Origin of the sequence: Paenibacillus sp. Soil766, from assembly GCF_001428105.1 — a bacterium.
Classification (GTDB): domain Bacteria; phylum Bacillota; class Bacilli; order Paenibacillales; family NBRC-103111; genus Paenibacillus_E.
Map to the genome: position 1 here is coordinate 779 of NZ_LMSJ01000022.1, position 15,638 is coordinate 16,416.

Sequence of the window (15,638 nt, forward strand, 5' to 3'; positions counted from 1 at the left end):
TTCGCGCCAGTGGAAGTGGAACCCCCAGATACATCGAGCACTTTTCCGCTATTTTTATTTATGATTTTGTAGTCGCCGCTTGCTGTTTTGACAATTTGAAAGTGCTGATTGACGGCACTTGTGTCGTTCCATTGAATAATATTCGCGCCCGAATTAAGCGAACCCCCGTTTACATCCATTACCTTGCCGCTATTTTTATTCACAAGCTTGTAATAAGCGGTTTGGTCTGGAGCTGAAATAGAAGCGAACGCATCCAAAGCACAGATTGTATTGCTAGAAGAAGCATTTTTGGTTCCCTTGCAAACGACCTTAATGGTGTGAGACCCATTCAGAAGATTGGAGTTTTGATACAGAACAACTTGTTTCGTTGTGCTTGGCGTATAAGCATCAATATCGGCCTGTGCAAGAACGCCGTCGATATAGACATCTACTTTCCCCATGTTGGGTTGTGTCATGCTCAGATATCGAACGCCCGTTCNTAAGCATCAATATCGGCCTGTGCAAGAACGCCGTCGATATAGACATCTACTTTCCCCATGTTGGGTTGTGTCATGCTCAGATATCGAACGCCCGTTCCATTAAACGTATATTGCGCATAACTATTGGCGCTGTTGATATACGATTCAGAACCACTGTAATCACTTGAACTGTTATAGTTGCTCCATGTGGGACTATAGGTTACATTGACATTTTTGTCGTCAATATAATTCCATTGCTGTCTAACGAGGAATCTGGACTCTGCGGAACGATTCCCAAGTGCGTCCACAACATAAAGCTTATAATCTCCGGCAGCTTTCGGTACAAAGATCGAGGTCGCCGTACCGCCTGCCTTGGTCATCGTGTTGCCTTCCGCGAAGGTAGTAGTGCCTGAAGGAGCCAACCATACCGTTTTGGTCGCATCACCAGCGCTGCGGATCGGTACCTTTACCGCATTGGTATCCACGTATACACTGGCAAGCAGAAGGTAATCCGGCAATGAGAAGTTGGACTGCGGTATAATATCCCGATAGGAGTCCTCAATTCCGGAATTTAGCGCAAYGTTGTACGCCTGCAMCGGAAATACATCATTGGTAGTTAAGCCAACTTGGTTATCGCTATTGTACGTATTCTTAGTCCAATCACCAGTTTTTTTCACTGAAGCCGTAAAATTGGAAAATATTGTATTATTTTTTGATGCACTGTCGGGGTTATAGTTTTGAACATACACCCAATTCACGTCATTTCCAATGTCAGCTACCAGATTATTGTTTACGTTAAAAAATTGAGTTCCTTCGTCCAGATAGATCGCTCCGTAATGCGCGTTATCTTCACGAACATAGTTGTTATTGATGGAGGAGTTCGGTTGTCCGCCTAAGGTATAGATNAGTTCCTTCGTCCAGATAGATCGCTCCGTAATGCGCGTTATCTTCACGAACATAGTTGTTATTGATGGAGGAGTTCGGTTGTCCGCCTAAGGTATAGATTCCGCCGCCATCTGTTAGAACATTCATCACGTCGTGTATATAATTGTATTGAACGGTATTATTCTTGGCCACTGTAGGATCAGCCCATCCCCAACCCCAGCCCATTGAAATCNTTAGAACATTCATCACGTCGTGTATATAATTGTATTGAACGGTATTATTCTTGGCCACTGTAGGATCAGCCCATCCCCAACCCCAGCCCATTGAAATCGCGTCATATGGAACGTCTGTGATTTCATTATGGGAAATGTTGGTACCCTCCGTATACCCCACATTGATAGCCGGTGCATCCATATACTCCACACCGGTCTGCGCGATATAGTTATTCTGTATCGTATTGTTTTTAATGGTTTTGACAGTCGGATCCGCTTCCGCGTAAACACCAAACATATCAACCTTCATCCAGGTCCCGCCCGTCTTAACGACTTTTATCGTATGTTGGCCATACGTCAGCCCTGTAATACTGTAGAGGTTGCCACTACCGCGACCGCTGGCTATATAACCATTGACCGTCTGTTTAAATGTTCCGTCCATGTACACATCTTGGGTGCCTGTAGTCGATTCTTTAATGCCGTAATAATCGACTCCGGAGCCCGTAAAGGTAAACTGAAAGTAATCGCCATTATTTTGGGTTTGGGTGACATCATCGTGGTAATCGCTTTTATTAAGCCAATTGTAAGAACCAGAGAAGCTTCCACTATAAGTGACTGCACTATCCGTATTATTGTAGTAGGCGCTTATGTTATGCCCTTGATAATTGATGTTGTCCATCCAGATAGNTTTATTAAGCCAATTGTAAGAACCAGAGAAGCTTCCACTATAAGTGACTGCACTATCCGTATTATTGTAGTAGGCGCTTATGTTATGCCCTTGATAATTGATGTTGTCCATCCAGATAGCAGATGAGGAAATATCCTGAAAGACGTTTCCGATAACGGTGTTGTYTTGACACCCGTATTCGAAATTCATCGCCGCTGCACCCAAATGAGTAAATGTGTTGCGTTCCAACCTTACATTTTTAACAGCCGAGAAGTTGATATTGGCTGCCGTTTTGTANTCGAAATTCATCGCCGCTGCACCCAAATGAGTAAATGTGTTGCGTTCCAACCTTACATTTTTAACAGCCGAGAAGTTGATATTGGCTGCCGTTTTGTATAAATCGTTTCCTCCTCCGCCATTAACACCGTAAAATAGCATACCTGCCTGGGTGGGAATATAACCTTCCCCGGTGCTCGTTCGCAACCAAGTCGCATAGGCGAAGGTGATGCCGTAAAATTGCACGTTATGCAACGGAGTAGCATAGGTCCCTGCTGCGTTTACAAGCGTTTCCAAAACCGGCGCTACGACTGTAGCCGTCGATATGTTTTCATTCGCAAGAGGCTTGTAKTAGAGATAGCCGGCAGTACGATCCAGATACCAYTCGCCTTCCGAATCGAGCAATTCATAGGCATTCTCAACCCACGACGGCTTCCCGAAGTTGTTAGACCCTTGCCGGCTGCCATTTTTCCAGCACGGGAACTGCATGTTAACAGAAGTCCCGGAAATGGAGGAAACGCCGCAACGATAGCTTTTCCATTGTACATTGGAAACGATTTCAATATTGCTTTTGTTGCCCCAGCTGGCCATTGTTGAATCAGGGGCGAAAAAGCCGTTGCNGGCGCGGGTCGCGCGTACGCCGTTTACATAAAGCTGCCGGGTATTGAGTGAAGTTCCCACGTTAGCCCGATATATGTTTTTCACGCTGTCATATTGCGTCCAACCTGTAATTTGCTGGCCTCCGCTGATGACAGGATGTGAACCGGGATCCGCTTGATAGATTACGTTGTAGCCGTTCGTTCCCGAATCATGTACAGTCGCGCTTTCCGTTAATTGAAACGTAGAAGATAATGTATAAGTCCCATCCAACAATCTAATGATAATATCTCCAGTCATATTACCATTTACAGTGCGGGCTTGATCTCTAGCTCCTTCAAGGGAACATGGCGAAGCCTGACTGCAAACAGTGCCNCTAATGATAATATCTCCAGTCATATTACCATTTACAGTGCGGGCTTGATCTCTAGCTCCTTCAAGGGAACATGGCGAAGCCTGACTGCAAACAGTGCCGCTTCCGGTCGGTGAAGCATAAAGCGTTGTCTGAACTGCGGCTACTGCCTGATTGGGAGCAACAAGAGTGGCGAAACCACTAAAAGATAAGAATATGGCGAGAAAAACAATAAACGTTGGTTTCCATCTTCTCAATATCATTTTTTCATTCCTCCATAGCATATTGGGGTAGGAAATTAATTTGAAACCGTATTTCTGATTAGTCTCTTATCAATCCACCTTTCTAAAGTATCCTCGAAACTTTACCCTATTGGGTGCAGTGCCTTACGGCATAACAATATCATCCGCGCCAGACAGTAACAATTTCTTATCCTCGCGATAAGTTCTGTTTGGAGTAAAATTCGAGTACGCAATTTAAGAATTTGTTCAGAAATTAGGGATTGGCAAAATCAATATATTACTGATTGATTCTTTATTATCGTTTATGATAGTCTTTGTACTATAGGAGTTGACTATATTGCTCAAATCGTTCGTACTCAAGAACCCTTATCAGTTGTTCATAACGATACTGCTGCCTTTCCTCCTCAGTACAGTCTTGCTGCTATTTGTACAATCCTCATTTTTAAATCAGAATTTTGTGAATTTTTCTTTAAATATGGTTTACAATCAACAAAAAACTGACTTGCAGAATACTAGCCGTAATGTCAGTTTAATGGCTGACTCGGTCAAGTCCTTGGTAACCACCGCTTTTTTTGACGATACGATTAAAGATCTGTTGTATTCGGACGTCAATCCGGAAGACTATATAAAATATAGTAATAAACTGCAAACTTATAAAAATATATATCCATTCCTGCAATCCATTTATATTTATAATGGCGATAAGGTTTATGCGATTCCAAGTAAAGTCTTCGTTAATGAGCGTACGACTTTCAGCGATCAAAGCATTTTCCCGATATTGGACGATATCCAGCATAACCGCTCACACAGCATTGTGCTTCGGAAGATCCCAAATTTGATGGCGGATATTAATGCAAATGCCCCTAAGGAAATTTACGTTTATTCTTATTTGTTCTTTGATTCTCAAGTTGCAAGCGGTAAAGTGAGCGAAGCCATTATTTTGAATATCTCACAGGATTCGATTAAGCAAAGCATCAGTTCTTCGGATCCGAACAATAAAAACCGGATTTTTATTGTAGATCATAACGGGAAGCTGCTGTCTGATGATGGTTCGCATCCATTATTAAGCGATCTCAGCGGAAATTCGTATATCCATCAAATTATCTCGTCCAATGCAAAGGCAGGCAATATGCGAATCAAAGTTAATGGCGTGGATTCTTATGTCACTTATGCGTCCACGGATGTTTACGATTGGAATTTAATTAGCATCACGCCATATGACTCCATTGTCCAAGATGTTCAAAAGATGAAGAAAAAAACGTACCTGCTTGTATCTTTTTTCATAATCGGCAGCATCCTGCTTTCGCTCTATTTTGCACGGAGACTTTTCAAGCCCATCAATATGGTGCTAGAAAATTACAAAATTTTAGAATCCGAACAAAGAAATGCGTTCTACTATAGAAAACAAGATTTTTTACGCCAGATGGTTCATTCGGCCGATCTGATTCAAACAGATTCCCTTCGCAAACAGTTTGCGAAGTTTCAAATTGCGCTTGAGCCAACCGAATGGTATGTTCTGCTTCTTATCAAACTGGATAACTATAGCAATTATTGCGCAAAATATAATCTGAAAGACCGCCAATTGTTGAAATACGGACTGGTTAATATTATTTCGGAGATTCTTGCCGAAACATACGAACATGAATGTGTAGAGGTCGAAGAAGACCAAGTTCTTGTACTGCTTCACTACAAGTCCTCCGATTTGCCTTTCAATGATGAGCCTTTGTTTGCACTTGTCACTCAAATCCAAATTTGTACAATCAAGTATCTTGGCATCTCCACCTCAGCTACAATCAGCGAGGCATTCGAAGATTTGTCGAATGTGAATTTTCATTATTTGAAAACGCTTGATTTATCCTATTACAGAATGATTTTAGGGCATCAAAGCATCATTTTCAGCGAAAGCTTAAATATTAATACGGATGATTTCAAATATCCGCAAGACCAGGAAAAAGAATTATCGGATAGGCTAATCCAAGGTCAAACGGATGAGGCCAAAGATATTTTGTCGGATATGATCCGGCATGCATCTCAATATAGCTATACCATACTCAATTCCGTCCTTATCAGGTTGCTGTTATCCATCCGATATGCGATTGAAATTCTGGAAGCCAATCATCACATTAAAGTGAATTTTAATTTCAATACGTATTTGGCCAACCTACAAAAGATGGAAACGTTGGATAAAATCGAAGCTGATTTCTTTGAATTGTTCGAGAACCTGTCCAAAGAGCTGGAGTCCAAAAAGGATAACAAATATATCCGGCTGCTGGAAGACGTTGACCAATTAATTCAAGCAGACTTTGGAAACCCTTACCTGTCATTGGATACCATAGCTGAAAAAGTGAGCCTATCTCCGGCTTATCTGGGGAAATTATTCAAAAAGCACAGGCTGATCTCTATGACAGACTATATCAATAATGTCCGGATTACCTATGCCAGCAATCAAATTGCCGTATCTGAGGATACTATTAACGAGATTATGGAAAAGTCGGGATTTTCAAGCCGCAGCCATTTTTTTACCTTATTTAAAAAGGCCTATGGCGTCACGCCGAATCAATTTAGAAGCAATTTTAAAGGAAAGTAAAGTAAAAAAAGCCGCCTTTAATGTAATAACGAAAGCACCGAAAACTATTTTTTAATGATAGCCCCTTTCTGCGAATAGCGCAGAAGGGGCTTTTCCTAATCCAGGAAAAGCCCACGCTTTGAATTAAAAGATCACAATAGTAATTTTCTTGTGTATTCCTTGGTGAAAAAAGAATGGTACCTTGCTCTGGTATCATTCAAACCAATCCATTGAACTAACGTTACCCGTTAATGAGTTACCTGAACCGGTTTACTTAACTGCACGTATCGAAAGCCATTGAGGAAGGGATGTCATGGGATTTAATGTCTCAAATGTAATTTTATACATTATGTATCTATAAAAGGGTATTGTAGATAAAGCTTTAGAAAATCCTCGTATCTCACCGTATTTTATTAAATCCACGGAGACTCTCCTCTCTTGATACAACCCAGCGTCAATGTTTGTGGCAAAACGGAACCCAATGAATGTGACCACAGTTTAGATAAACCCATGCAATCAACAAATTCCTGTGAACTTATATATCGCGCATTAGTAGCAATAGGTAAGCGTTTGATGCGATCTCCAGCTTTTCCTCCGGGTAGAGAGGCCACCCAACTGGTGGCCCGAACCCCCACAGAACCCGGCGTGCGGATTTCCCGCACCGGGCTCTTCAGAAATGGTTTCACAGCATGGCGTAAGATTTCATCCGATCAGACGGGATAAATATCTTCGGTCGCAACAATGGAAACTTTAACTTCAATTGATCGAATTTCTCCCAAGATACATGACTTTTCTGGCTTCGACTGCTTAGCATTCGTCTCCAGTAGTTATCGGCTGCTTGGTACACTTGGATAAGGCACCTTATGTTGCCTGTCATACCGTAATATGCATAGTGTCCTCGTAGTATTTGGTTAACCTTAGCTGCTTGGGCCTTCATAGATTCATGTCGAATTGTCCTTATTGTTTCCTGAACTTTCCCAATACTTCGCTTCAATCGCGTCTTCTCCGTTTTACGCCCCACCATAAAATTACCTTTCTGGTTTCGCGTGCAATAATGCGTAAATCCCAGAAAGTAAAGCGTTTCTGGCTTTCTCATACTCTTTTCCTTAGCATGTCTGCTTGCAAAACGACCGAATTCAATTAGCCTGGTTTTGTTCGGTTCTAGTTGGAAGGGCAGCCGGTGAACTGGAGCTAGTGCCTTACGGCAGCGCCAACGCATAGGGGAATTCCTACTGCTCGGCCATCGCAAGCCGGAGCCATGGAAAAACTCAGCTTGCTTGTTGTCGTATCCGACTGCAGGGGATTTTTAGTTAGGCATTGCTGCTTCCATTGTAGATTGCGCAATGGAATCGTTCCGAAGAGATGCGTTGCTAACCTCCGCAGCAGTTTATGCAACTGGACTGACCTTTCATCTCTACGGAAGCACAGAAGGAGCCCATTCGATTGTATTTCTGCAACAGAGCTCATCATTTTATGCCTTATGTAAGGTTTCTACTACAAAATGTACAATGGACGCGCATTCAGCTTTTGTAGCAATACGAATTCAGCGTTCGCAACAATCGAATGCAGTTGAGGCCGCTCCCTTTCGGAGCAGCCCTATTTTCGCGCTTGTGAAGGAGTCATCCCCTTATATTGCTTATACAGCCTCGTAAAATAGTTCGGATTATCGCAGCCGACCAAAGCTGCGATTTCGGTGACGGTGTCGTTGCTTTCACGGAGCAGCCGCTCCGCCTCGTTCATGCGGCAGACGTTGACGTATTCGACAAAGGTGCGGCCCGTCAGTTTTTTGAATAACTTGCAGAAGTGAAAAGGGTTAAGGCTGACCTGCTTGGCGGCTTGTTCAACGGTTATTTTATCACAAAAATTCGATTCGACGCGCTGAATAAGCGTCTTAAAGCGATCACGATTGACGAAATACGGCTCAGCCGGCTTACAGGTGGCCTGCTGCTCCATGAAGGTACGGGAGAGCAGCGTAAACAACGCATACAGTTTTGACTTCACTACGAGCTGATAAGCGGGAAGCTTCGCGGCCAGCTCGGCAATGGCCTCATCTAGCAATGAATAATAGCGGAGGCAGGACTCCTCCTGCTCCGACGGCTTGACGGGAAAGCGGAGTCGTCCCTCCAAGTATGGAGCAACAAACTGGGCATGAACCGGATCATGCACCAGTCATTGAACAGGGCCGCGTTCAAGACAATGCAATCATAATGAACATTCCCATAGTGAAGCGCGTATCCAACATGCAGGCTCCCGCCCGGTATAATGATAACTTCCCCTTCATTGACGATATACGGACGGCTGTCGATATGGAATACTGCGCTGCCCTCTCTCATAACGATGATCTCGAAATGCTCATGCCAATGCAAATATAAGATGCAATCATTAGATTTGACTTTAGGGAAACGATTTTGAAATAGCTGAATCGGATATGTTTTATGCTCGAGTCGAGTATTTTCCCAAAGCTCCTTCGGATAGGTCATGTTCTTTATCCACCACCACAAGATCAGACTAGTATTGCACAAGATTGTTTAGAGTAATATACAAAACTCCTAGCTATAATGGAATTGTTACGAATACTATAAGCCAATATTGGAGTGATTTGCAAAGATGGAAAATATACTGCGCATTGGAACGCTTGTAAGCGGAAGCAACGCGGATCATGTTATTCCGCAAATTGTGAAGCATGGATTTGAATCGTTTAACTTAACGTTTTGGCAAACGACTGGCAGCACGGATCTTGTGGAAATGGCTAAGCGGGTAAGAGCGCTTGCTGATAAGCATGATTTTGTCGTTCCTGCTGTAAGCATTTTCGGTAACCCACTGACCGGAGATGGAGATAACACCGATACGCTTGCAAGCTGGGAGCGTCTTATCGATAATGCCCATTTATTCGGCGCTGATATTGTTTCCGGATTCACGGGCCGCCTGAGGGGCCAACCGATCGACGAATCGATTCCGAAATTTAAGGAAGTGTTCGGCGAGTTGACTCGCAGGGCGGCGGATAAGGGCGTGCGGATCGCTTTCGAAAATTGCGACATGGGCGGCACATGGGCAACCGGTGATTGGAATATAGCGCATAACCCGACAGCCTGGGAGCTTATGTTTAATGCGGTACCGGAAGACAATATCGGACTGGAGTGGGAGCCTTGCCACCAAATGGTTAGCTTAATTGATCCGATTCCGCAGCTGCGCAAATGGGCAGACAAGGTGTTCCACGTTCACGGCAAGGATGCTACGATTGCTTGGGATATCGTAAAAGAGCATGGCGTCCACAGTAAGCAGCAGTATGTTTGGCACCGGACGCCGGGCTTTGGCGACAGCAACTGGACGGATATTATAACGATTTTGAGACAGAACGGCTATAAAGGAACAATCGACATCGAAGGCTGGCATGATCCGGTTTACAGTGGAAAGCTGGAGATGACCGGCCAGGTGAGTGCTTTGAATTATTTGAAATGCTGCCGTGGCGGCAATTATGTTCCAAATCCAATATAAGCCGAGGGAAAGCGAGGTCTGATCATTATGACAATAAAGCATCGAGTGATCGTCGCTGGCTGCGGCGGCATGGCGAATACATGGGTGGACTATGCAAAGTGGAGAGAAGATACCGTAATCGTCGGGCTTGTCGATATTAAAGAGGAGTTCGCGCAAGAAATGGCTGGGCGGAAGGAGCTTAAATGCCCAACCTTTACGGATGTAAAGCAGGCAATAGAAACGACTGGGGCCAACATGGTGTTTGACGTAACCATTCCTTCAAGCCATTACGCTGTCAGCACGACAGCCTTGCAGCTGGGGTGTAACGTATTTGGCGAAAAGCCGCTTGCGGAGTCGATGAGCGATTGTAACGATATCGTTCGCATTTCGCAGAGTAGTGGAAGAACGCATGCGGTTATGCAAAACCGCCGATTCGATCCGCGTATCAGGGCGTATCGCAATCTAATCGCTGGAGGTACAATCGGAAAACCGGGCTTTGTCGGCGCCGACTTTTTCATTGGAGCTCATTTCGGCGGCTTCCGCGATGCGATGGACAGCCCGCTGTTGCTTGATATGGCGATTCATACCTTTGACCAAGCAAGGTTCATAATCGGTGCGAATCCGGTGTCCGTCTATTGTCAGGAGTTTAATCCGCCCGGTTCATGGTATGCAGGAAATGCAATGGCTGTCTGCATTTATGAAATGTCAGACGGCTCGGTATTTAACTACCGTGGTTCATGGTGTGCGGAAGGCGTGCTAACCTCATGGGAAGCATCGTGGCGGGTTACGGGTGAACGCGGTACTGCAATATGGGACGGCCATGGGGAGCCGTATGCGGAAGTCGTTGCAGCTGGCGATCAAACCGGCAAATTCATTCGTGATTTCGAACGCGTGGACAGCGTATTACCGGAGATGGCCAACACGTTCCACTATGGCTGTCTGGACGATATGTTTGCAGCTCTAGAGTATAGCCGAAAGCCGGAAACGGATTGCAGCGACAATATTTACAGCATGGCCATGGTGCTCGCCGCCCTCGAGAGCGCGAAGACCGGCCAAAAAGTGCTGATCGCCGATTTCATGAAGGATGAGCCAGTGCAATAAGCTTGTGCCCGTACCAACGTCAGGCGGAATAGGGGAATTATATATCGCATTAGGTTTATCACAGTATCTATATGCGTTTAATAGTAGGTTTTACGCAAAAAAACCTTGCGACAGGAATCTACCGGAAAATGGGCACCAAACACCTATTCTCTCATAAATTCCGTCACTAGGGCATCATACTCAGTGATGACTCCTCAACCAAGATTCAAGTTCAACTTGATGATGGCTTCAGCCACCATTCGTGCGACAGCCTCTGCACCTTGCTCATTCAAATGCGTATTGTCTTCGATCCCTTCGGGATAATTCAGATGTTCGCCCGGGCGCAGCCAGGTCAGCCATTCTCTTGATTTGGTGTCTCCCATTTCTTTGAATGCGACAGCACTTCGGCCGCACAAATCGATGAAAAGGACTTTTTTCTGTACGGCCAGCGCTTCCATCGACCGAGGATAATCGCCGTGCGTGTTGATCAATAGACCGTCATTGTCAAAATGTCTGCGGCAAAGAGGCGAGATAAGGACGGGATGAGCTCTCCTCTCTCTCGCTCCGTCGATATATTGCTGCAAATACCGATGGTACGTGCTCCAGGGACTTGTATGCCTTTCGGCATCTTCCTTACTGTCGTTGTGACCAAATTGAATAAAAAAGTAGTCGCCCTGCTTAATCACGGTTAAAATTTCTTCGAGCCTGCCTTCCTCGATAAAGCTCTTGGCGCTTCTACCGCACATAGCCTTATTCACAATTCGAACGGAATCGGGTATAAATAGATGGAGCTTATTCCCCCAACCTTGCATGGGGTACGATGTAGGCGGATAATCCGCCATTGTCGAATCGCCGGCCAAATAAATCGTTTGTTTTTCCAAAACATCCACCACCGATTATTAATTTTCTCCCCGCAGCAGTCAGCGGGATATCTTATTTTTCACGACATAACAGCCATCATCGCTTCGCTTTAGCATAATACCGTTATTGAAACGTTCTGAAGACTAATTCACATTGATAACCAGCCTGGCAGGATACATGCCTTCTGACGCAGCGGATAATACTACGCGCCCTTGTTCACCTGTAAGCCGAATAACCGTACTGACACATCCATGGTACAGATGCATTCTATTATTATTATATGGTTCACTTGAACTGAGATCGCCATTATCCACAGCAACGAGTTCTGCCGGCCCCGTAACGCTGAAGACGACTTTTGCGCTTTCACGGAATACAGTTCTCCCAGAATGGTGTTGTCCACGGTTCACTTCGTTCGTCACCTTATCGTTTGGTATGATATTTGAATTATTCAAAACGGATGTTGCCAGCAAACGGAAGCACCCGGATGTTGCCCGATTCGGCGTCCGTCACCGGCTTCCCGTTGATTACGACATTCTTGAATACGATATGCTCGACCGTCCTGTCCTTATCATATCCGCCGATCTGTGACAAATTGCCGCAGTCCCCGACGCAGGAAATATTCTCGTAGCGGATCTGTTCGATCCGTTTACCCGGCACCGGATTGTACTTCGGGTTAAAGAGCACGCGGATATCGAACAGCCGTCCGAGCTCGAACGGTTCAACCCGGATGTTCCGGTAGGTCACATTTCTAACCGTATTGTTATCGCCGGCATTAATCGACATACAGCCCCGATAGTCGGGCTGCGGCTCATGATGCTCGAGCACATCGATATTTTCGAACATGATGTTCTCAATGACGTCCCCCTTATGGTGATTGCCGTGCCCGCCGACATTCATCGGATGAGCCACGTCAGCCCATAAGACGGAATTGCGGACGACAACATTCCGCGTGTCTCCCTGATAATCCCAACGGCTGGCGTAAACCGCGATACAATCGTCGGAATTGCGCATAAATACGTCCTCGATCTCGATATCCGAGCTGGCCATCATATCGATCCCGTCCGACCACCCTTTCGTGCTGAACGCTTTAAAGTTCGCAATCCGGATCTGCTCGGACTTGCCGATATAGATGCTGTAATGCGGAGGATCGATGAGTGCAATTCCCTCGACGCGAATCCGCTTGGAGAAGATGATACGCACCCCGCGAAAAGCGGAAAAACGCCCGAATTCAGTCAAGTAAAGAACGCCTCTTCCGCGGACAGTGACATCGCTGACGGAGTCGCAGACCATAGAGCCCGCGACCGCCGCTCCGCCGGCTATGTAAACCGTCTTCCCCGACGGGATGCGCAAAATCACTTCCTCCAAATGATGCATGCCCGGCCCGAAATAGAGCGTATGCGTCTCGCAGCCGTCTGTTCCCGCAGCCATCAGCAGCGCAAGAAGGTCCTCAGTCCGGTGGATGCCCGGCTTGACGAAAGCGACGCCCGACTCGTCAGGGGACGGCGCATCCTGCTCGAGCGGATTGGCAAACAGATGCAAATTACGGAACCTGTCACCGTTCACTTCCACCGACAGCTTTTGCGGGCCGTCAATGGTAAAAGTGATCGTGTTGCCGTTAAGCACGTAAGAAACACCGCACGACAACGGACGAATTACGCAGTCGTTTACTGTCCTATCGTTCTTCGTAACCTCAATCTCAATCGTGCCCAAGCAATCGAACATCGCCATGGAGGCATGCCGGACCTGGTGCATGTCGACTTTGACATCATAGACGAAGAGCTGCTCCCATTCGCCGCCCGCCGGTCTTGCCCTGACCGTGAAATCGTGATTTTCCGCTACCCCCGAAGGGCCCGGATACGTAATTAGCTTTGTTTCCTTTGACATGTTGGTACCTCCAACGGAGTTCATTTTGATGTATGACAGTAAATGGTCCAGCAGAGAAGCCACTCATCCCCAATCGGAAATAAGCGGCTTAAACTCAATCAATTATCTTAATTTAATCCACAGCTGATTGCTTTAGGTTATCTTTATACATTACATAGGTTTTAAATAAATAGCTGTTCCTCCCGAGCTTTCCAAATGAAACTCAAGTATGGAATCTTTGGTAACCTCGACATATCTAATACCCACCTTTGTGCGAGTATCAAGTTCCGATACATCTTCATAAATCTGTGCACTATATTTATTCTCAGCATCCAGAAAATGTAGAGGAATTTTAGCAGTACGGACTTTCTCATTATTAATGCATCCTATAAACCAATCGCTATCCTTGCGTCTTGCAATAATTGCATACTCTCCGATCTCACCCGATATGCCAATTGACTCGTCCCAAGTTACCGGTATTTTCTCCCAGAATTCAATTTCCTCCTCACCATGCCAATCCGAAGGTTTGTCATACCAGAACATCATCTGCATTGGACTATACACAATAACGCCCATAGCCAGCATATGAGCATGTGTCACTTTCAATCGTTTATCAAAATAGCAAAGCGTATAATCGCCTGCTCCAGCCTGAAACCGTACGAAGGGCAATGTCGTGTTATGTTTGGCTGTGGGAAAATGCTCGTTTCCCCGAATCCCTTCCTGTGTAAGCACATTGGGATAGGTACGTGAAAGGCCTGTAGGGCGATAGGCATCATGAATATTGACCATCAACCCATGTTCATGGCACTTTTTTACCGCCTCTACAAGCCAACGCGTCCACTCTTGAGGCCCCACTTTCACAAAACCTAATTTAATGCCCGCTATCCCCCACTCTTTCCATACAGGCAGAGAAGCATCCAAATACGGTTCTGCAGCAGTTCTATCAACGTAAAGGAATATTCCAATGCCTTTCTCTTTGCCATATGAAATGACTTTCCTTAGATCCAAATCTCTGTCAGGGTCTTCTCTTCTAGGATCGATTGCTTTATTTTCCGAATCAAGCGATCCATACCAGCCTCCATCAAATAGAACGTACTGGAAATGATGGTCTACACAAAAATCGATACAGTCAAACGCACTTCTTGTAGACAGCATCATGTCCCGCAACGCCTTCCCAGGTTTTACATATCGGAAATCTTCAACTTTGCCAGACTCGCTTAGGTTAAGTACCATATTGCTCCGACATAGCAATTCCGCTGCTTGATCTGCAAGTATGAAAGTTCGCCAAGGTGTTGCAAAGGGCGTTTTTCCCTCTACATTTGAAACTAGACTATCCGTTTCGTCTTTATTTAAAGTAAACCCATATCCTACATAATCATTCACACTGAAAAGCCCACACAAATGTCCTGACAAATGCACTTTTAATGTGTTTTCGGCTTCTTCATCCTTTACAATCAACATTCTTGCGTAATCTGTCAGCCCTGCTTCATGAATAAGAACATATCCACATTCCGGTAATTGCACAACGAGTGGACGTTCACAATAGCCGCTCACATCACTGACTCGTTTTACAGCGTATTCCCCTTCTACTCCATGCTCTTCCCATGCAAGACTTCCTTCCGGAAAGGCAAAGCTTGTATCTTCTTGAATAATGGTGAAATTTTTCAACTTTTCCTGCTCCGGTATAACGTATTGCAATGCGGTACCTTCAAAATAGGCACGTAACCGTATTTCCATTCTCCGTCCCAAGTCATCTTCCACGCAAACAATTGCCTCTTCGAAACTATCGTCAATTTCAGCCCGCTCACCGTATATAGGTTTCCACGCACCTGCCACATTTCTTTTGGTTACTTTTGTTATCGTAAACCTGTCACATAATGGACGGGCATTGGCAAGATGCAGTCCAAGCCTTGAAGGCAGAACAACCTCAGTTCCGTTACGCTTAACGGTATACCACATTTTTCCACCACTATTTAAACTTAAGCAAATACTATTCCCTGCATATGATGCTTCTATCATCGTACTTTCACCTCAAAATATATATTCATTCCGTGTTAGAGTAGATCGGAATAACCTAAAGGAATGTGGCAGGCTTAGCTTAGCAA

Annotated in this window: 11 protein-coding genes; 3 read left to right on the forward strand and 8 right to left on the reverse strand. The window is 45.1% G+C overall.

Annotated features, from left to right (window positions below):
* Positions 1 to 440 (reverse strand): RICIN domain-containing protein (locus ASG89_RS16945; RefSeq protein ID WP_235549798.1); only part of this gene is annotated, 440 nt, incomplete at its 3' end.
* Positions 441 to 4,026: 3,586 nt separating this feature from the next.
* Here ASG89_RS16945 and ASG89_RS16960 point away from each other — a divergent pair.
* The gene (locus ASG89_RS16960; RefSeq protein ID WP_057311889.1) at positions 4,027 to 6,276 is read left to right on the forward strand and encodes an AraC family transcriptional regulator; all 2,250 of its coding nucleotides are present in this window, start codon (positions 4,027 to 4,029) and stop codon (positions 6,274 to 6,276) included.
* 661 nt (positions 6,277 to 6,937) lie between these two features.
* Here the strand turns inward: ASG89_RS16960 and ASG89_RS16965 are convergent.
* The 3 genes from ASG89_RS16965 to ASG89_RS37725 all read right to left on the reverse strand — a co-directional run bounded on the left by ASG89_RS16965 (position 6,938) and on the right by ASG89_RS37725 (position 8,735).
* Positions 6,938 to 7,474 carry a group II intron maturase-specific domain-containing protein gene (locus tag ASG89_RS16965; protein WP_057311890.1) on the reverse strand — a complete coding sequence of 179 codons (537 nt, stop codon included), beginning with the start codon at positions 7,472 to 7,474 and terminating at the stop codon, positions 6,938 to 6,940.
* Positions 7,475 to 7,851: 377 nt separating this feature from the next.
* The gene (locus tag ASG89_RS37720; RefSeq protein WP_235549799.1) at positions 7,852 to 8,382 is read right to left on the reverse strand and encodes a helix-turn-helix transcriptional regulator; all 531 of its coding nucleotides are present in this window, start codon (positions 8,380 to 8,382) and stop codon (positions 7,852 to 7,854) included.
* Entirely contained in the window at positions 8,307 to 8,735 is a 429-nt protein-coding gene (locus tag ASG89_RS37725) for an AraC family ligand binding domain-containing protein (RefSeq protein ID WP_321166514.1), read from the reverse strand. The genes ASG89_RS37720 and ASG89_RS37725 overlap by 76 nt, the downstream gene beginning before the upstream one ends.
* 127 nt (positions 8,736 to 8,862) lie before the next feature.
* On the opposite strand from ASG89_RS37725, the gene ASG89_RS16975 reads away from it, so the two are divergent.
* Positions 8,863 to 9,750, forward strand: coding sequence for a sugar phosphate isomerase/epimerase family protein (locus ASG89_RS16975; protein WP_057311891.1), 888 nt, complete (start codon positions 8,863 to 8,865; stop codon positions 9,748 to 9,750).
* Positions 9,751 to 9,777: 27 nt separating this feature from the next.
* Positions 9,778 to 10,830 carry a Gfo/Idh/MocA family protein gene (locus ASG89_RS16980; protein WP_057311892.1) on the forward strand — a complete coding sequence of 351 codons (1,053 nt, stop codon included), beginning with the start codon at positions 9,778 to 9,780 and terminating at the stop codon, positions 10,828 to 10,830.
* A 194-nt stretch (positions 10,831 to 11,024) separates the two neighbouring features.
* Here the strand turns inward: ASG89_RS16980 and ASG89_RS16985 are convergent, their stop codons facing one another.
* From ASG89_RS16985 to ASG89_RS17000, 4 genes are all read right to left on the reverse strand, one after another.
* The gene (locus ASG89_RS16985; RefSeq protein WP_082593363.1) at positions 11,025 to 11,690 is read right to left on the reverse strand and encodes a rhamnogalacturonan acetylesterase; all 666 of its coding nucleotides are present in this window, start codon (positions 11,688 to 11,690) and stop codon (positions 11,025 to 11,027) included.
* A 123-nt stretch (positions 11,691 to 11,813) separates the two neighbouring features.
* Positions 11,814 to 12,122 carry a hypothetical protein gene (locus ASG89_RS16990; protein ID WP_235549800.1) on the reverse strand — a complete coding sequence of 103 codons (309 nt, stop codon included), beginning with the start codon at positions 12,120 to 12,122 and terminating at the stop codon, positions 11,814 to 11,816.
* Positions 12,115 to 13,554 (reverse strand): glycosyl hydrolase family 28 protein, encoded by a 1,440-nt coding sequence (locus ASG89_RS16995; RefSeq protein WP_057311895.1) that lies wholly within the window; start codon positions 13,552 to 13,554, stop codon positions 12,115 to 12,117. The genes ASG89_RS16990 and ASG89_RS16995 overlap by 8 nt, the downstream gene beginning before the upstream one ends.
* 150 nt (positions 13,555 to 13,704) lie before the next feature.
* Positions 13,705 to 15,552, reverse strand: a complete 1,848-nt coding sequence (locus ASG89_RS17000) for a glycoside hydrolase family 97 protein (RefSeq protein WP_057311896.1) — start codon at positions 15,550 to 15,552, stop codon at positions 13,705 to 13,707.
* Positions 15,553 to 15,638 lie beyond the last annotated feature (86 nt).

What these genes read in the sequence shown, in the direction of transcription:
- ASG89_RS16965 (WP_057311890.1), bottom strand. Translation starts at nt 7,474, where the DNA reads ATGCGTTGGCGCTGCCGTAAGGCACTAGCTCCAGTTCACCGGCTGCCC.
- ASG89_RS37725 (WP_321166514.1), bottom strand. Translation starts at nt 8,735, where the DNA reads ATGACCTATCCGAAGGAGCTTTGGGAAAATACTCGACTCGAGCATAAA.
- ASG89_RS16975 (WP_057311891.1), top strand. Translation starts at nt 8,863, where the DNA reads ATGGAAAATATACTGCGCATTGGAACGCTTGTAAGCGGAAGCAACGCG.
- ASG89_RS16980 (WP_057311892.1), top strand. Translation starts at nt 9,778, where the DNA reads ATGACAATAAAGCATCGAGTGATCGTCGCTGGCTGCGGCGGCATGGCG.
- ASG89_RS16995 (WP_057311895.1), bottom strand. Translation starts at nt 13,554, where the DNA reads ATGTCAAAGGAAACAAAGCTAATTACGTATCCGGGCCCTTCGGGGGTA.
- ASG89_RS17000 (WP_057311896.1), bottom strand. Translation starts at nt 15,552, where the DNA reads ATGATAGAAGCATCATATGCAGGGAATAGTATTTGCTTAAGTTTAAAT.